Source organism: Mycobacterium sp. 1245801.1 (assembly GCF_001673055.1).
Classification (GTDB): Bacteria; Actinomycetota; Actinomycetes; order Mycobacteriales; family Mycobacteriaceae; genus Mycobacterium; species Mycobacterium europaeum_A.
On sequence record NZ_LZKY01000426.1, the window covers coordinates 44,951 to 62,664 of the forward strand.

At 66.7% G+C, this 17,714-nt stretch carries 14 protein-coding genes; 9 read left to right on the forward strand and 5 right to left on the reverse strand.

Translation table 11 applies throughout. The features are described 5' to 3' along the window. The first annotated feature begins 5 nt into the window (after positions 1 to 5). Genes A5622_RS27545 through A5622_RS27555 form a run of 3 tightly spaced genes read left to right on the forward strand, consistent with a single transcriptional unit; the run spans position 6 to position 2,716 of the window. Positions 6 to 1,244 (forward strand): MBL fold metallo-hydrolase, encoded by a 1,239-nt coding sequence (locus A5622_RS27545; protein ID WP_066882476.1) that lies wholly within the window; start codon positions 6 to 8, stop codon positions 1,242 to 1,244. Beyond that, a complete protein-coding gene (locus A5622_RS27550; RefSeq protein WP_066882479.1) occupies positions 1,241 to 1,732 on the forward strand; it encodes a VOC family protein in 492 nt (163 codons plus the stop codon). Before A5622_RS27545 ends, A5622_RS27550 begins: the two co-directional genes overlap by 4 nt. 12 nt (positions 1,733 to 1,744) lie before the next feature. Beyond that, positions 1,745 to 2,716, forward strand: coding sequence for an LLM class flavin-dependent oxidoreductase (locus tag A5622_RS27555; RefSeq protein WP_066882480.1), 972 nt, complete (start codon positions 1,745 to 1,747; stop codon positions 2,714 to 2,716). A gap of 361 nt (positions 2,717 to 3,077) precedes the next feature. On the opposite strand, the gene A5622_RS27560 is transcribed toward A5622_RS27555, so the two are convergent. After that, positions 3,078 to 3,728, reverse strand: a complete 651-nt coding sequence (locus A5622_RS27560) for a GntR family transcriptional regulator (protein ID WP_066882482.1) — start codon at positions 3,726 to 3,728, stop codon at positions 3,078 to 3,080. 67 nt (positions 3,729 to 3,795) lie between these two features. Between A5622_RS27560 and A5622_RS27565 the strand changes: the two genes are divergently transcribed. Genes A5622_RS27565 through A5622_RS27575 form a run of 3 tightly spaced genes read left to right on the forward strand, consistent with a single transcriptional unit; the run spans position 3,796 to position 7,271 of the window. Continuing rightward, positions 3,796 to 5,160 carry an LLM class flavin-dependent oxidoreductase gene (locus A5622_RS27565; protein WP_066882483.1) on the forward strand — a complete coding sequence of 455 codons (1,365 nt, stop codon included), beginning with the start codon at positions 3,796 to 3,798 and terminating at the stop codon, positions 5,158 to 5,160. Next, positions 5,153 to 6,337: a CaiB/BaiF CoA-transferase family protein gene (locus A5622_RS27570; RefSeq protein ID WP_066882485.1), complete on the forward strand. Its 1,185-nt coding sequence runs from the start codon at positions 5,153 to 5,155 to the stop codon at positions 6,335 to 6,337. The genes A5622_RS27565 and A5622_RS27570 overlap by 8 nt, the downstream gene beginning before the upstream one ends. Before the next feature lie 16 nt (positions 6,338 to 6,353). Beyond that, positions 6,354 to 7,271: a CoA ester lyase gene (locus A5622_RS27575; RefSeq protein WP_066882487.1), complete on the forward strand. Its 918-nt coding sequence runs from the start codon at positions 6,354 to 6,356 to the stop codon at positions 7,269 to 7,271. Here A5622_RS27575 and A5622_RS27580 read toward each other — a convergent pair. From A5622_RS27580 to prpD, 4 genes are read right to left on the reverse strand one after another with little or no spacing between them, the layout of a single operon-like run. Beyond that, entirely contained in the window at positions 7,268 to 10,651 is a 3,384-nt protein-coding gene (locus A5622_RS27580; RefSeq protein WP_066882489.1) for a pyruvate carboxylase, read from the reverse strand. The two genes, A5622_RS27575 and A5622_RS27580, sit on opposite strands and share 4 nt — an antisense overlap. Before the next feature lie 5 nt (positions 10,652 to 10,656). Then, complete coding sequence (locus A5622_RS27585) at positions 10,657 to 11,784, reverse strand: bifunctional 2-methylcitrate synthase/citrate synthase (RefSeq protein WP_066882491.1); 1,128 nt, start codon at positions 11,782 to 11,784, stop codon at positions 10,657 to 10,659. A 26-nt stretch (positions 11,785 to 11,810) separates the two neighbouring features. After that, on the reverse strand, positions 11,811 to 12,713 hold the full coding sequence (gene prpB / locus A5622_RS27590) for a methylisocitrate lyase (protein WP_066882493.1): 903 nt from the start codon (positions 12,711 to 12,713) through the stop codon (positions 11,811 to 11,813). Beyond that, on the reverse strand, positions 12,713 to 14,218 hold the full coding sequence (prpD, locus tag A5622_RS27595) for a 2-methylcitrate dehydratase PrpD (protein WP_066882495.1): 1,506 nt from the start codon (positions 14,216 to 14,218) through the stop codon (positions 12,713 to 12,715). Before prpD ends, prpB begins: the two co-directional genes overlap by 1 nt. Before the next feature lie 109 nt (positions 14,219 to 14,327). Here prpD and A5622_RS27600 point away from each other — a divergent pair, with 109 nt between their 5' ends. From A5622_RS27600 to A5622_RS27610, 3 genes are all read left to right on the forward strand, one after another. Then, positions 14,328 to 15,752 (forward strand): short-chain fatty acyl-CoA regulator family protein, encoded by a 1,425-nt coding sequence (locus tag A5622_RS27600; protein WP_156753118.1) that lies wholly within the window; start codon positions 14,328 to 14,330, stop codon positions 15,750 to 15,752. Positions 15,753 to 15,890: 138 nt separating this feature from the next. Further along, the gene (locus tag A5622_RS27605) at positions 15,891 to 16,688 is read left to right on the forward strand and encodes a DUF4239 domain-containing protein (RefSeq protein ID WP_232003054.1); all 798 of its coding nucleotides are present in this window, start codon (positions 15,891 to 15,893) and stop codon (positions 16,686 to 16,688) included. A 37-nt stretch (positions 16,689 to 16,725) separates the two neighbouring features. Beyond that, entirely contained in the window at positions 16,726 to 17,709 is a 984-nt protein-coding gene (locus tag A5622_RS27610) for a D-2-hydroxyacid dehydrogenase family protein (protein WP_066882497.1), read from the forward strand. Positions 17,710 to 17,714: the final 5 nt, after the last annotated feature.

Sequence of the window (17,714 nt, forward strand, 5' to 3'; positions counted from 1 at the left end):
CAGCGATGTCCGAACCGGTCTATCGGAGCCGGCCGGGCGCCGACGCGATGCGCCCGGCGTCCGCCGAGAGGGCCGAGGAGATCGCCCCGGGCCTGTGGTGTTCGCCGGGCCTGTCCAACTCGTATCTGCTCACCACGACCGAGGGTCGGGTGGTCATCAACACCGGGATGGGCTTCGAGGGGCCGGTGCATCGCGCCAACTTCGACGCCGTCGACCCGTCGCCGGTGCGCTACATCATCTTCACGCAGGGCCACGTCGATCACGTCGGCGGCCTGGACAGCGTGCGTGATCCCGACACGATCGTTGTCGCGCAGGCGAACTGGAAGAGCTGGCGCGACGACAACGACCGGCTGATCCCGTATCGGGCCAGCCGCAGCGCTTTCGCATTCAAAGACACGTTGGCCACCGGCATTCAGGCCATCCAACGGCGCCTGGGGACGTCGCGGCTGGCGGGCCAGAGCGTGCCGGTGGTCGACATCGATTTCGAAGACACCCTGCGCCTGGAAATCGGCGGCCGGCGAATGGAACTGATTTCGGTGCCCGGTGGAGAGACCACCGACTCCCTCGTGGTATGGCTGCCCAACGAGCGGATCTGCCTGTGTGGAAACACCTTTGGTCCGCTGATCGGGCACATTCCCAACCTGGTCACCATGCGCGGCGATCGGTATCGGGACGCGTTGACGGCGATCGCGTCGGTGGACAGGGTGCGGGACCTGCAGGCCGACCTGCTGGTGACCGGGCACTTCGAGCCCGTCCAGGGCGCCGAGCGCATCGACCGAGAGCTCACGAGGCTGCGAAACGCCATCCAGTACATCCACGACCAAACCGTTGACGGGATGAACGCCGGCAAGGATGTTCGCACGTTGATGCGCCAAATCACGCTTCCCGCGGAATACGAAGTGGGACAGGGCTACGGCAAAGTCGCCTGGGACGTGCGGGCAGTCTGGGAGAACTACTCCGGCTGGTTCCACCACGAATCGACCACCGAGCTTTACCCCGTCGGGTTCGATTCCGTCGCCGCCGACGTAGTCGAACTGGCCGGCGCCGATGCGCTGCTGGAGCGTGCCCGGGCTCATTTGGCAGCCGATCGCGCGCTGCAGGCCATCCACCTGGCCGAGCTTGTTCCGGGGGATCATCCGGGGGCTCGCGCCGTGTTGCGCGACGCCCATGAAAAACTTCTCGCCAGCAGCACGAACTTCTGGGAGAGTGCCTGGCTGCGCAACCAGATAGCGAGGAACACATGACGGCATTCGCGTTACGGCCCGAGGACTTCTACCACACCGGCATCATCGTGCCCGACCTCGACGCGGCGATGGCAAGGCTGAGCGCGCTGGCCGGTTACCGGTGGATCACCCCGGTGAGCTACACCTTGCCCTTTCGCACTGCCGGCGGAACCCAAGAGATCACTTCGACTTTCGTCTATTCGCTGCAGGCGCCGCACGTCGAACTGATCAAGGAGGTACCCGGGACGGCCTGGACGGCGGCACCCGGCAACGCGATCCACCACCTCGGCTACTGGACCGACAACCTGGCCGAGAGTGCAAAGATGCTGGAAGACAACGGCTTCAGCTTCGAAGCCACCGCCGACACCGCGGACCCGTCTTCGAACGGCGATCTGGCGCTCTTCGCCTACTACGTCGACGACGCGGGAACCCGAATCGAGATCGTCGACCGCGCGCTGTTCCCGGACTTTCCGGGTTTCCTGCAGGCGGCGGCCGGCCCGGAAGCGTAGCAAGGCGGGCAGATGCTGTTGACGGTGCTGCGCTTCAATCTCGCCTCCCCGCAAGGCGATCCACGCACGCAGGGCAAGCTCTTATCCGCGGCGCTCGAGCTGGGACAGTGGGGAGAGTCCCACGGCATCACGTCCGTCAGCGTCGACGAGCATCACGCGACCGGACACGGGTGGAGCTGCAATCCGATCATGGCCGCGGCGATGTTTTTGGCCCGGACCTCGAAGCTGATCGCGAGCGTCGATTGCGCGTTGGGGCCATTGTGGAATCCGGTGCGACTTGCCGAGGACATCGCCCTCGTGGACAACATGAGCCGCGGACGTCTGCACACAACGGTGGGCCTGGGCTACCGGACGGTCGAATATGACGCTCTCGGAGCCGATTTCAGCCGGCGCGGTGCACTGATGGATGCCCTGCTGGAACGAATGCTCGCCGTGTGGTCGGGTACTGATCCGGAACACGGAATCTGCACCGGCACTTGGTCGCGGCCGCATCCCCCGCTGTACGTCGGGGGTGGCGCACGTGCCACGGCGCGGCGCGCGGCCCGGTTCCGGCTGCCGCTCAGTTTGGCGGACCACCTGCCCGATATCGCCGACTATTACCGCGAGCTGTGTGCGGAGGCGGGCATGTCGCCGTTCATCCTCATGCCGGGGCCGGTCAACCGCGGAATGATCTACCTGCACGAGGACCCCGACCAGGCGTGGGCGGAGCTGGGACAGCATATCCTTTGGGAGGCAGTGACTTACGGCCGGTGGTCCACCGATCAGCGTTCGCTCATGCACCTGCCCGGTGTTCAAACGCTGGACCAGGTCAGGGCGTCGGGACGATACCGCTTCCTCACCCCGGAGCAGCTGATCACGGAGGTGCGCGATGCCGACAACTATGGGCCCCTCGTGATGCACCCCCTGGTCGGCGGCATGCCGGTCGACGAAGCGTGGAAGTCGGTCCAGTTGCTCACCGACCAGGTCTTGCCCGCACTCAGCTGACCGCCTCGAATCGTTAACGCGCGATTGCAAAACCGGAATGCGGGTATGTGAGCTCGAAGCCATGCTCACAGACGAAAAGGGGAGATCCGTTGAGATCTGAGGCGATGATGACGATGACCCTGCTAGGTGGTACCACCCTGGTGGCGCTGGCGGTCGGTTGTGGTGCGGGCGCGAGTGCAGCGGCAACTCTTCCCGAGGCGCCGCCGACGCCGACATCGTCCAGTCCGGCTCCACCTGCGCCCGCTCCGCAGCAAGTGCCCTACGGCGGCAGCGGCGAAAGCCCCCCGGCGGGCGGGGGTGGTGCCGCGGGTGGCGCAGGCGGAGGAGCCGGCGGCGGCTGACAGTTGACCGGCGCCCGCGGTCAACCGTCGCGGCGCTGCTCCAGCCAGTCGGCCAGCGAGCGACCCGCGTCCAGGACATGTCGTTCGGCAATGGCGCGCGCCCGCTCGGCGTCTTTGTCGCCGAGCGCGTCCAATAGCTCCTGGTGCTCGTCGAGTGAGTGCTTCTCGTGCTCGGGGAACAGGGTGAGGAAATTGCTCGGCACCACCCGGGCGGCCTGTTTGATCTGGTTCATCAGCCGGGGCGAGTGCGCGGCGCGGTGGATCATCTGATGGAAATGCCAGTTCGCCTCGCCGATGCTGTCGTCACCGGATCGAGCGACGACGTCGGCCGCGAGTTCGCGCAGTGTCTCCAGCTCCGGTCGCTCGATCCGTGCGGCCGCCCACGCCGCGGCCTGCCCGGTCAGCACACCGAGGATGGTGAAGCTGTCCAGGACGTCGTCCGGGCTGATGCCGAGCACGGTCACGCCGCTGCGTGGGGCGACCTGGACCAGGCCCTCGAAGGACAGCTCCAGCAGCGCCTCTCGCACGGGGGTGCGGCTGGTCGCGAATTCCTCCGTGATCGCATCGAGGTCGACCCGCGCCCCGGCGGGCAGTGCGCCGGTGAGAATCCGGTCGCGTAGCTCGCGCGCGGCGCGCTCACGGACGGTTCCGGAAATATCGATCCTCGGCACCTGCGCACAATACCAAACGGCACATCTAGCGTTTGATATCTGAAATATCAGATGTTACGTTTCAAAAATGCGCACCGACAAGATTGCCCTCGTCGCCTTCATGCAGGCCGGCAGCACTTCCGTCTACGCGGGCTCCTGGCGGCATCCCGCAACCGAGCACCGATACCTGGACGCCTCCTACTACGCCAAGATCGGCCGCCAGCTCGAAGAGGGCTGCTTCGACCTGATGTTCTTCGACGACCGTCTGGCGATGCCCGGCGTCTACGGCGGCTCGGTGGGCGAGGCCGTCCAGTACGGCGCCCGCCCGGTCAAGCTGGACCTCAGCGTGATCCTCGGCGTACTCGCACAGGCCACCTCCAGGATCGGGCTGGGCGCCACCTACTCGACGACCTACTACCAGCCGTTCCACGTCGCGAGAACGTTCGCCTCGCTGGATCACCTGTCGGGCGGCCGCGCCGCATGGAACGTGGTCACCTCGGTCAACGACAGCGAGGCACAGAACTTCGGCGTCGACGCCCACCTCGGCCACGACGAACGTTACGACCGAGCCGACGAATTCATGGACGTGGTAACCGGGCTGTGGGACACCTGGGAGGACGGCGCCGTTCTGCACGACCGGGTGTCGGGGCAGTACGCGGATCCCACCAAGGTGCACGAGTTGGGCCACGTCGGCCGATTCTTCTCCACGCGCGGGCCGTTGACGGTGCCGCGAACCCCGCAGGGCCGCCCGGTCATCATCCAGGCCGGTTCGTCGGGACGGGGACGCGAATTCGCCTCGCGGTGGGCGGAATTAATCTTCACCGGTGATCCCGGGATCGACGTGGCGCGCAGCCACTACACCGATCAGAAGGACCGCATCGCCGACGCCGGCCGCGATCCCGCCGCGGTTCGCATCTGCCCCATGGCATACGCTGTGGTCGGCGAGTCGGAAGCCCACGCCAAGGAGCGCGAAGCCATGTTCCTGGATGATCTGGTTCATCCGATGGCATCGCTGACGCTCTTGTCGGAATTGATGAATTACGACTTCGCCCAACACGATCTCGACGATCCGGTCACCGACGAACTGCTGGCCTCCGTCTCCGGAATCCGCGGTCTGGTGCAGAACCTGCGCACCCATATCGGCGGGGAAGCGGTCACGCTGCGCGACCTCGCCAACCATCGCGCCACCCTGCTGCAGGGCCCCCGTTTCGTGGGCACCGGCCCCCAGGTCGCCGATCAGATGGCGGACTGGTTTCAAACCGGAGCCTGCGACGGATTCGTGCTGGCCGCAACGCATCTGCCCGGGGCGTTCGAAGACGTTGTGCGCATGGTGGTTCCGGAGCTGCAGCGCCGGGGGCTGTTCCGCACCGAGTACGAGGCGTCGACGTTGCGGGAACACCTTGGGCTGCAGCGCCCTTCGTGCGCGCGGGTGGCCGCCGGTGCCAATGCTTGACGGGCTGCGGGTACTCGACCTCGCCACCCTGGCCGCCGCACCCCTGGTGGCGACCTACCTGGGCGAGTTCGGCGCCGACGTGATCAAGGTGGAACAACCCGGGCACGGCGACCCGATCCGCGGCTGGGGCAATCAGCGCGACGGAGTCGGGTTGATGTGGAAGTCAATTTCGCGCAACAAGCGTTCGATCACGCTGGACTTGCGCTGCGCCGAGGGCCAGGCGTTGGTGCGCCGTCTGGTGGCGCGCGCCGACGTCGCCATCTTCAACACCCGCCCCCAGACATTGCGCAAGTGGGGGCTGGACTATGAGAGCCTGCGTGCGGTCAACGACCGGATCGTGATGCTGCACATCACCGGTTACGGATTGAGCGGGCCGAAGAGTGAGCGCCCGGGGTTCGGCACGCTCGGTGAGGCGATGAGCGGATTCGCGCATATCACCGGCCAGGCCGGCGGGCCTCCCACCCTGCCGCCGTTCATGCTGGCCGACGGTGTCGCCTCGCTGAACGCGGCCTACGCGGTGCTGATGGCGCTCTATCACCGTGACGTGCACGGCGGGCCCGGGCAGTTGATCGACGTCAACCTCATCGATCCGCTGGCCCGGCTGCTGGAGCAGACGCTGCTGGGCTACGACCAGTTGGGTCTGGTGCCCGAGCGATCGGGCAACAGATGGGATATCTCCGCGCCGCGCAACACCTATCGCACCGCCGACGACAAGTGGCTGGCAATGTCGGGCAGTTCACCGGCGTTGGCCCTGCGGGTGTTCCGGGCGATCGGCCGCAACGACCTGCTGGCCGACGCGGAGTTCTCCGACCCGCAGCGACGGCTGGCCCGAGCCCGGGAGGTCGACGCGGTGGTGGCCGATTGGGTTGCCACAAAGACTCTTTCGGAAGCGATGGCCATTTTCGACGCCCACGAGGTGGCCGCGGCCCCCGTCTATGACATCGGCGATCTAATCGCCGACGAGCAACTGGCGCATCGGGAGGTGTTCATCACCGTCGAGGACGCCCAGCTGGGAGCCATGAAGGTGCAGGCACCCGTTCCGCGGTTCTCCTCGGTGTCCGGCACGGTCGAGCATCTCGGACCTCGCCTCGGCGAACACAACGCCGAGGTCTATGGCGAACTACTCGGGCTGACCGCCAACGACATTGACGACCTGCACGCCCGCGGCGTGCTGTGACAAAAGGACCTCACTGGTGACCGATCTGCTCCGTCGTTCCGAACTCGCGGTACCCGCGAGCAACGACAACATGTTCGAGAAGGGCGCCCAGTGCGGCGCCGACCTGGTGTTCCTCGATCTCGAAGACGCGGTGCCCGTGGCGTTCAAGGAGGAGTCGCGCGCCAAGGCGATCGCCGCCCTCAACGACATCGACTGGGGCCACACCGCCCGTGCCATCCGGATCAACGGGCTGGACACCCCGTGGTGCCACGACGACGTCGTCGAGGTGGTGACCAAGGCCGGCCAGAACCTGGACACGATCATCATTCCGAAAGCCCGCAGGGCCCGCGACGTGTGGTGGGTGGACGTGCTGCTCACTCAGCTGGAGGCCAAACTCGGCCTGAGCAACCGCATTCGGCTCGAGGTCCTCATCGAAGAGGTCGAAGGCCTGGCCAACGCCGAAGAGATCGCGGCGGCCAGCCCTCGGCTGGATGCCTTGATCTTCGGCGTGGGTGACTTCTCGCTGTCGCAGGGCGCCCGGGTGGACACCAACTTCGTCCCACTCGGCGAATATCCCGGCGAATTCTGGGCTTACGCGCGCAACAAGGTGATCGTGGCCGCCCGCATCGCCGGCATCGACGCGATCGACGCGCCGTATCCCGACTACCGGGACCTGTCGGGCTACGAACGCGACGCGCGGCGCGCGTCGCTGCTCGGCTACACCGGCAAGTGGGCCATCCATCCCGACCAGGTTCCCGTCGCCAACGAGGTCTACGCCCCGACCGCCGACGAAATCGCCCGGGCCGAAGCCAATGTCGCCGCCTACCGGGCGGCCGAGGCCAAGGGCCGCGGTGCCGTCGGGGTGAACGGCGTGCTGGTCGACGCCGCCCACGTGAAGCAGGCCGAACAGACCCTGGCGCGCGCTGCCCTGATCAAGAGCAGCCTCCGGCGCTAGTCGATCACCACCAGAAGGTCGCCGCCCTCGACCTGTGCCGTTTGCGAGACCGCGATTCGCGCGACCGTGCCGGCCTTCGGCGTGGTGACGGCGGCTTCCATCTTCATCGCTTCGATCGTCGCGATCGTCTGGCCGGCTTCGACTTCCTCGCCGACGTCGGTGGTCACCGTCACGACCCCGGCAAAGGGAGCCGCGATGTGGTCCGGGTTGGCGCGGTCGGCCTTTTCGGCCGCCGGCACGTCGGAGGCGATGCTGCGATCGCGCACCACGACCGGGCGTAGCTGACCGTTGAGGATGCACATCACCGTGCGCATGCCACGTTCGTCGGCATCCGAGACGGCCTCTAGGCCGATCAACAGCTCCACACCGCGCTCCAGCTCGACGCGATGCTCGTCGCCGTGGCGTAATCCGTAGAAGAACTGGTTGGCGCTCAGCCGAGAGGTGTCCCCGTACTGTTCGCGATGGTCCTCGAGTTCTTTGGTGGGCCCGGGGAACAGCAGCCGGTTCAGCGCCGCCTGGCGGTCGGCGCCCGGGGTGGCCAACGCCCTATCGTCGTCGGCCGACAGCTCCTGTTCAGGCTTCGCCGGGCCGCGTCCTTCTAATGCCTTGGTGCGCAACGGTTCGGGCCAGCCGCCGGGCGGGTCACCGAGTTCTCCGCGCAGGAAGCCGATGACGGAGTCGGGGATGTCATAGCGGGCGGGGTCCTCGGCGAAGTCCTGCGCGCTGACGCCGGCGCCCACCAGCGCCAGCGCCAGATCACCGACCACCTTGCTGGACGGGGTGACCTTGACGAGGTGCCCCAGGATGGCATCGGCTCCGGCATAGGCGTTTTCGATGTCCTCGAACCGGTCACCGAGCCCCAGGGCGATGGCCTGCTGGCGCAGATTCGACAATTGACCACCGGGGATCTCGTGGTGATAGACGCGGCCCGTCGGGGCGGGGAGGCCGGATTCGAAGGGGGCGTACACCTTTCGGAGCGCTTCCCAATACGGCTCCAGGTCACACACCGCGGCCAGTGACAGCCCGGTGTCGTAGGTGGTGTTGGCCGCGGCGGCCACGATCGACGACAGCGCGGGCTGGCTGGTGGTTCCCGCGAGCGGGGCCGCGGCGCCGTCGACGGCGTCGGCCCCGGCGTGCCAGGCCGCCACATAGGTCGCCAGCTGCCCACCCGGGGTGTCGTGGGTGTGCACGTGCACCGGCAGGTCGAATCGGGACTTGAGCGCCGAGACCAGGGTGGTCGCCGCGGGCGCGCGCAACAACCCGGCCATGTCCTTGATCGCCAGCACGTGCGCGCCCGCTTCGACGATCTGTTCGGCGAGCTTGAGGTAATAGTCCAGCGTGTAAAGCTTTTCGGCGGGATCGCTGAGATCGCCGGTATAGGACATCGCCACCTCGGCCACCGATGCCCCGGTTTCGCGCACGGCGTCGATGGCCGGCCGCATCGAGTCGACGTTGTTCAACGCGTCGAAGATCCGGAAGATGTCGATGCCCGTTGCCGTCGCTTCCTCGACGAACGCCGTCGTGACCGTCTCCGGATAAGGGGTGTACCCGACGGTGTTGCGTCCGCGCAGCAGCATCTGCAGGCAGATGTTCGGCAACGCCTCGCGCAGCGTTGCCAGCCGCTCCCAGGGGTCTTCCTTCAGGAACCGCAGCGCGACATCGTACGTGGCACCGCCCCAGCACTCGATCGACAACAACTGCGGTGTGGTCCGGGCGATGTAGGGCGCCACCTTGATCAGTCCGCTGGTGCGCACCCGCGTCGCCAGCAGGGACTGGTGGGCGTCGCGGAAGGTGGTATCCGTGACGCCGACACCGGGTGACTCCCGCAGCCACGCCGCGAATCGCTCCGGCCCGAGTTCGGTCAACCGCTGCTTGGAACCCGCCGGCGGATCCACCGACAGGTCGACGTCTGGCAGCTTGTCGTGCGGGTACACCGCGGACGGACGCTCGCCGTGGGGCTTGTTGACGGTGACGTCGGCCAGGTAACTCAGAATCTTGGTGCCGCGATCGGCGGAGCTGCGGGCGGTGAGCAGCTGCGGGCGCTCCTCGATGAAGGACGTGGTGATGCGACCGGACTGAAAGTCCGGATCGTCCAGAACCGCTTGCAGGAAGGGGATATTCGTCGAGACACCACGGATGCGGAACTCGGCGACCGCACGGCGCGCCCGACGCACCGCCGTGGCGAAGTCGCGGCCCCGGCAGGTCAGCTTGATCAGCATCGAGTCGAAGTGCGCGCTGATGTCGGCACCGAGCGTGGTGCCGCCGTCCAGCCGGATTCCCGCGCCACCCGGGGTGCGATAGGCGGTGATCCGGCCGGTGTCCGGCCGGAACCCGTTCGCCGGATCCTCCGTGGTGATCCGGCACTGCAAGGCCGCACCGTGCGGAACGATCGAATTCTGGCTCAAGCCAATGTGTTCCAGGCTCTGCCCGCCGGCGATCCGCAGCTGCGCCGACACCAGGTCGACGTCGGTGATCTCCTCGGTGACCGTGTGCTCCACCTGGATGCGCGGGTTCATCTCGATGAACACATGATTGCCGCGTTCGTCGAGCAGGAACTCCACGGTGCCGGCGCACGTATAGCCGATGCTCTGCGCGAAAGCCACCGCGTCCGCGCAGATCCGTTGGCGCAGTGCCGGATCCAGGTTGGGTGCCGGTGCGATCTCGACAACCTTCTGGTGGCGGCGCTGCACACTGCAGTCCCGCTCGTAGAGGTGAATGACGTTGCCCTGGCTATCGGCCAGGATCTGCACCTCGATATGGCGCGGATTGATCACCGCCTGCTCGAGAAACACCGACGCGTCCCCGAACGCGGATTCCGCCTCGCGGCTGGCGGCCTCGATCGCCTCGGGCAGCGACGCCGCGTCGGTGACCCGGCGCATCCCGCGCCCGCCGCCACCGGCGACGGCCTTGACGAACAGCGGGAACGTCATCGACTCGGCGGCGGCCACCAGCTCGTCCACCGATGTCGACGGTGGCGAGGAAGCGAGCACCGGAAGACCCGCCGCCCGCGCCGCCGCGATCGCCCGGGACTTGTTACCCGTGAGCTCGAGCACCTCCGCGCTCGGGCCGACGAAGGTGATGCCGGCCGCCGCGCATGCCGCCGCCAGATCGGGGTTCTCCGACAGGAAGCCGTAGCCGGGGTATATCGCGTCCGCCCCGCACGCCTGTGCCGTCGCGACGATGTCGTCGACGGACAGGTAGGCGCGGACCGGGTGGCCCTCCTCGCCGATCTGATAGGACTCGTCGGCCTTGAGCCGGTGCACGGAATTGCGGTCCTCATACGGGTACACCGCGACCGTGCCGATTTCCAGCTCATAGGCCGCGCGGAACGCGCGGATCGCGATCTCTCCGCGATTGGCGACCAGTACCTTCGCAAACACGGTCTTTACGATAGAGCCCGTTGCGGTGGTCCGACATACTCGCTGAGCGGACGGATCAACGCGTTGGACGCGGTCTGCTCGATGATGTGTGCCGTCCAGCCGGTGATCCGGCTCATCACGAAGATCGGCGTGAACATGCCGATGTCGAAGCCCATCAGGTAATAGGCAGGTCCGGTCGGGAAATCCAGGTTGGGTTTGATGCCGTTGGCCTCGGCCATGCCCTTCTCCAGGGCTTCGTAGATGTCGAGCCACTTCTGGCCGTCGCGCGCCGCGGCGACGCGCTTGAGTGCCTCCTTCATGGTCGGCACCCGCGAGTCACCGTTCTTGTACACCCGGTGACCGAATCCCATGATCTTGTCTTTGCCAGCCAGCTTGCCCCGCAGCCATTCCGCGGCCCGCTCGGGCGTGCCGATGTCGAGCATGTCGTGCATGACGGCCTCGTTGGCGCCGCCATGCAGCGGGCCCTTCAGTGCGCCGATGGCCGCCGTGACCGCGCTGTAGATGTCGGATTGGGTGGAGGTGACCACCCGGGCGGCGAAGGTCGATGCGTTGAAGCTGTGCTCGGCATACAGGACCATCGACTGCTCGAAGGCGTCCACCACGACCTGCTCGGGAACGTCACCGAAGCACATGTGCAGGAAATTCTGCGCATAGTTCATGTGGCTGTGCGGGGCGATGGGGTCCAGGCCGCGCCGGCGGCGCATGTCGGCGGCGACGATCGTGGGCAGCAGCGCGAACATCCGCAACGCCTTGCCGTAGTTGGCCGACGGGCTGCTGTCGTCCTCGTCCGGATCCTCGGCACCCATCGAGCTGATGAAGGTGCGCACCACGTCCATCGGATGGCAGGTCTCGGGCAATTTGGTCAACAGCGACAGCTGGGATCGGTTCAGCCGCCGGGCCGCTCGTTCGCGCTGACTGAACAGTGCAAGCTGTTGCTCGTCGGGAAGTTCGCCGTGCCACAGCAGGTAGGCAACTTGCTCGAAGCTGCAGTTCGCCGCCAGGTCCTGGACCGCGTACCCGCGGTAGGTCAGGGAGTTGGTCTCCGGCACCACCTTGGAGATGGCGGTGGTGTCGACGACGACACCGGCCAGGCCCTTGTAGATGCGGGGTTGGTTGTCTTCGACGGTGCTCATTGCACGGCTCCTCGAGGGGTGAAGTTTCAAATCGCGAAGTTGTAGATGTCGGAATCGAATCGGGTGTATTCGGCGTAGCGCAGCAGCTCATAGAGTCGGCCGCGATGTTGCATGCGGTCCAGAAGGCCCGATTGCGTTCCGCTGTCGGCGATTTCCCGCAGACCGAGCTCGACGGCGTGCATGGCCAGCCGCAAGGTGGTGACCGGGTAGATCACCACGTTGTAGCCGATGTCGGACAGCTGCTGGGCGGTCAAGAGCTCCGACTTGCCGAATTCGGTCATGTTGGCCAGCAACGGCGTGTGCACGGCGGCGCGGAATCGTTCGAACTGCGCCGGCGTTTGCAGGGATTCGGCGAATATCAGGTCGGCGCCCGCGTCGGCGTAGGCCTTGGCGCGCTCGATCGCCGCGGCCACCCCTTCGACCCCGGCGGCATCGGTGCGGGCGCAGATGATGAAGTTCGGATCCCTGCGGGCTGCCACGGCGGCCCGCAGGCGTTTGACCATCTCGCCGGCCGGCACCACGGCCTTACCGTCGAGATGCCCGCAACGCTTGGGGTTCTGCTGGTCCTCCAGGTGACAGCCTGCCAGCCCGGCGTCCTCCAGGACCGTTACGGTGCGCGCGGCGCTCATCGGTTCACCGAACCCGGTGTCGGCGTCGATCAGGGTGGGCAAGTCGGTGACCGAGGCGATCTGCGCTCCGCGCCCGCTGACTTCGGTCAGGGTGGTCAGGCCGATGTCGGGCAGGCCGAGGTCGGCCGACAGCACCGCCCCGGAGACATACACCCCGTCGAAACCGAGCTCGGCGACGAGCTTGGCCACCAGCGGCGAGAAGGCGCCTGGGAAGCGTTGCAGTTCACCACTTTCCAGCCCCGCGCGGAACGCAGCCCGCTTGGTCGCCGCGGGCACCGCCGCGCCGATCAGGCCGCCCATCAGAAGATCCCCGAGGGAATCGCGGGCCCCTGGGCGAGCACCGCCGGGGCGACGTCGATATTGAGCGCGCCCAGCGCACCCGGCTGCAGGTCCGAAAGGGACTGTGCCGCCGACAGGAAGCGCCGCTGCTCGGTTTCGCTGACCACCCCGTCGGCCAGCTCGCTGAACTTTCCGATGTACTGCTCACGCTCGAACGGTCTGGCCCCCAACGGATGCGCGTCGGCGACCGCGATCTCATCGACGATGACTTCACCGCTTTTGAGGGTGACCTCGGCGCGGGCGCCGAACGCCTGCTCCGCGGGATCGGAAGAGTGGTAGCGCCGGGTCCATTCGGGATCTTCGACCGTCGAGACCTTGCGCCACAGTTCGACGGTGTCGGCCCGGTGCGCCCGCTCTGGCGTGTACGACCTTTCGTGGTGCCAGGTTCCGTCCTGCAACGCGACCGCGAAGATGTACATCACGGAGTGGTCCAGCGTTTCTCGGGAGGCGTCCGGATCGAATTTCTGCGGGTCGCCGGATCCGGTGCCGATGACGTAGTGGGTGTGATGGCTGGTGTGCAACTCGATCGTGGCGATCTGGTCGAGATCGCCGATGCCCTCGCGCATCCGGCGCGCCAGGTCGATCAGCGCCTGACTCTGATATTCGGCCGAGTGCTCCTTGGTGTAGCTGTCCAGAATGGCGCGCTTCGGCTCGCCGGGCTCGGGCAGCGGGACCCGATAGGTGTGCTCCGGACCCGAGAGCAGCCAGGCGATCACCCCGTCCTCGCCCTCCCAGATCGGTGCGGGCGCGCCTTCGCCGCGCATGGCGCGGTCGACGGCCTCGATGGCGACCTTGCCCGCCCAGGCGGGTGCGTACGCCTTCCAACTGGAGATCAGGCCCTTGCGGGACTGCCGGGTGGACGTGGTCAGGTGTAGCGCCTGTCCGATCGCGGAGTAGATGGTCTCCTTGTCCAGCCGCAGCATGGTGCCCAGTCCTGCGGCCACCGATGGGCCGAGGTGAGCGACGTGGTCAATCTTATGCTCGTGCAGGCAGATTCCCTTGGCCAGGTTGATTTGGATCTCGTAACCGGTTGCGATGCCGCGGATCAGGTCTGCTCCGCCGATCCCGAGGTGCTGCCCGACCGCCACCAGCGCCGGGATGTTGTCGCCCGGGTGGGAGTACTCGGCGGCCAGGAAGGTGTCGTGAAAGTCCAACTCGCGCACGGCGACCCCGTTGGCCCAGGCCGCCCATTCCGGGGAGTAGTCACCCTGGACACCGAACACCTTGGCTCCCCTGGCGGAGGTCGGGTGGGCCTGTGCCTGGGCGCGGGCCGCGGCAGTCGGGCGGCGGTTCACCGAGGCTGCCGAGACCGCCGCGTTGTCGATGATGCGGTTGATCACCATGGCCTCGGTGTCCGCGGGCACGGCGACCGGGTCGGCCGCGACCTCGGCGATCTTCCATGCCAGGTGCTCGTCGCGGGGGAAATCGTCGGCGCTGCGTCGGGTTCGAACGGCATGAATCCGCATAAGCCGCACAGTACGCAACGCTGGTCGCGCGGTAAATCCCCTGTAAAAGCGTAATCGTGTGTCCATAATCGCCGATTTTTGCGAATGTTGTGAAAGACGGCGGCGTACCGTGTATCGGGTGGCGAAGACGTTCGCCGGCGCGCGGCTCCGGCGATTACGCGAGGAGCGGGGGTTGACCCAGGTGGCGTTGGCGCGCGCACTGGGACTGTCGACCAGCTATGTCAATCAGCTGGAGAATGATCAGCGTCCGATCACCGTTGCGGTGCTGCTCACCCTCACCGAGCGGTTCGACCTACCGGCGCATTACTTCGCGCCGGAATCCGACGCCCGCTTGATCTCGGACCTGCGTGAGGTGCTGGCCGACACGTCCGCCACGCCGGCGCAACTCGAGGAGCTGGTCGCCCGCATGCCGGCGATCGGGCAGACGCTGGTCAATCTGCACCGCCGGCTGCACGACACCACCGCCGATCTCGAAGCGCTACACAACCGCGCCAACGTCGACACGTCGGGGATGTCCCAGCAGCCCATGCCGTTCGAAGAGGTCCGCGACTTCTTCTACGACCGCAAGAACTATATTGGCGAACTGGACATGGCCGCCGAAGACCTGTTCAACGCGAACAACTTGCGCATCGGCGGTCTCGACGGCCAGCTGGCGCAGCTGCTCGCGGACAAGCTAGGCGTCACGGTGGTGATCGACGACGGCCAAGCGTTAGATCCCAACTCCAAACGGCTGTTTGCGCCCGAATCGAAGACCCTGTACGTGGCGCGGTGGCTTCACCCGGGCCAGCGTGCCTTCCAGCTCGCCACCCAGATCGCCTTGCTGACCCAGGACAGGTTGATCACCGGGATCATCGCCGGCGACGATCAGCTCAGCGACGATGCGCGCGGCGTCGCCCGCATCGGCCTGGCCAACTATTTCGCCGGCGCGCTGCTGCTGCCCTACCTGAGGTTCTTGGCGGCGGCCGAGGCCGTCCGCTACGACATCGACCAGCTGGCGCGGCGATTCGAGGTCGGGTTCGAAACGATCTGCCACCGGCTGTCCACTTTGCAGCGCCCCAACGCCCGCGGCGTTCCCTTCATCTTCGTCCGGACCGACAGCGCCGGAAACATCTCTAAACGCCAGTCCGCCACCGCATTTCACTTCTCCCGCGTCGGCGGCAACTGCCCGCTGTGGGTGGTGCACCGCGCGTTCTCCCTTCCCGGCCAGTTCCTGACGCAGGTCGCGCAGATGCCCGACGAGCGCACGTACTTTTGGATCGCCAGGACCACCACGACGGAGCCGAGCCGCTACCTCGGGCCGGACAAGAGCTTCGCCATCGGGCTGGGCTGCGACGTCGCCCACGCCGGGAAGCTCGTCTACTCCGTCGGGATCGATCCGACCAACACCGAATCGATCGTGCCGATCGGCGCCGGCTGCAAGATCTGCGACCGGCCCGCCTGCCCGCAGCGCGCCTTCCCGTATCTGGGGCGTCCGGTGTATGTCGATCCGCACAGCAGCACGGATCTGCCGTATCCGCCGGCGATTACGCCGTAATTCCGTCAGCGACGAACCCGCCCACCCGAGCAGTATGCGGTCGGCGACGCGGCGTCGTGCACGGATCCGCGCACATTTGCGCAGCCGCCGGTTACAGTCGATCCGGAGTTTCCGGCTCCCTCGGTAGGAGGGTGAAATTTGGGCCGCTGGATCGTGAGCAACCTGCCGGCGTGGCTGGTATTGCTGGGCCTTCTTGTCATCGTGGCGGGCGGAGCGGTAGTCGCCCAGATGATTCTGCGGCGCCGCTATCCCGCGCTCACCGCGGACGTACACAACGATGCCACCCGGTTCGCATTCGGGGTGATCTGCCTGGTTTACGCGTTCTTCGTCGGCTTCATGGCCTCCGGGTTGTGGAGCCAGGTCAACAGCGAAGACGACCAGGTGCGGACCGAAGGCGCGGCCGCCGTGCAGTTGGCCCGCGACAGCACGGTGTTCGACAAGGCCGACACCGATCGAATACGCCAGGCCTTGCTGGATTACGAACACGCAGCGTTAGCCGAGTGGCCGGTCGTCACCAACGGGGGCGCGACGTCCCCCGAGGCCGACAACGCGTTACACCGCGTCTATCTCGCCTACCAGCAGGCCCAGCCGCACACCGACATCCAAAAGGCTTTTCTGTCCACGTCTTTGGCGAATCTCGATCGGGCAAGTCAAGCGCGCACCGCCCGCGTCATCGAGACCCAGACCAACACCGGCCCGCCCTGGTCGATCTGGACGGTCATCCTGCTCACCGCCGGCATGGTCGTCGGGTGCTCGATCGTCTACGGCGTCAGGCAACCCCGGATGGACTACATCATGGTCGCGACCGTGGGGGTGCTGGTTGCGGCAGACCTGTTCCTGATCTTGGAACTCGCGCATCCCTACGTCGGTGAGGTCGCCACGTCGCCGCAGCCGTTGCGCAACGTCATCGCGGCCTTGACCACACCCGCGACGTAGTGTTCCAAGCGGCCATGCTTCGAGTCGGGGAGACCACGTGCCCAAGGTAGCGATTCTCGATGACTACGCCGGCGTCGCCTTGCACGTTGCCGACTGGTCACCGGTGCAAAAGCGGGCCGACGTCACCGTTTTCGACCGCCACCTCGACGAGGACGAAGCGGCCGAGGTGCTACGACCGTTTGACGTGGTGTGCACCCTGCGGGAGCGGATGGCGTTTCCCCGGACGCTGATCGAGCGGCTGCCGGACCTGAAGCTGATCACGATCGTCGGCAGGAGCTTGCCGAACCTGGACATGGCCGCAGCCACCGAACACGGGATATTGGTGGCGCACTCGGATTTCGCGCATCCCCGGTTCAGGTCGATGAGTGACGCCACACCGGAACTCGCCTGGGGTCTGATGATCGCGACGGTGCGCAATCTCGCCGAAGAGCATCGCAACATGCGTGCCGGCGGGTGGCAGCGCAGCGCGGGAGTCACCTTGTCCGGTAAAACCCTCGGACTGCTTGGCCTGGGCCGGGTCGGCGCTCGGATGGCGCACTACGCCGCGGCGTTCGGCATGGAAGTCCTTGCTTGGAGCCAAAACCTCACCCCGGAGACCGCTGCGGGGTTGGGTGCGCGCAGGGTCGAGAAGGCGGCGCTGTTCGAATCCTCGGACGTGGTTTCCGTTCATCTCGTGCTCTCGGAGCGCACCCGAGGTCTGGTCGGCGAGGCAGAGCTGGCGCTGATGAAGCCGCACGCCTACCTGATCAACACCTCCAGAGGTCCCATCGTGGACGAGGCCGCGCTGATCGACGCGTTGGAAGCGGGGCGCATCGCCGGGGCCGGCCTGGACGTCTACGACGCCGAGCCGCTGCCGAAAGGCCACCGGCTGCGCCGGCTTTCGAACGTGACCCTGTCTCCGCACCTGGGCTACGTCACTCGCGAGATGCTGGGCGCCTTCTACTCCGACACCGTGGAAGCGGTGGTGGCCTGGCTGGACGGCACGCCGATCCGGATCGCCGATCCCGAAGGACGGCGCTGAACCGT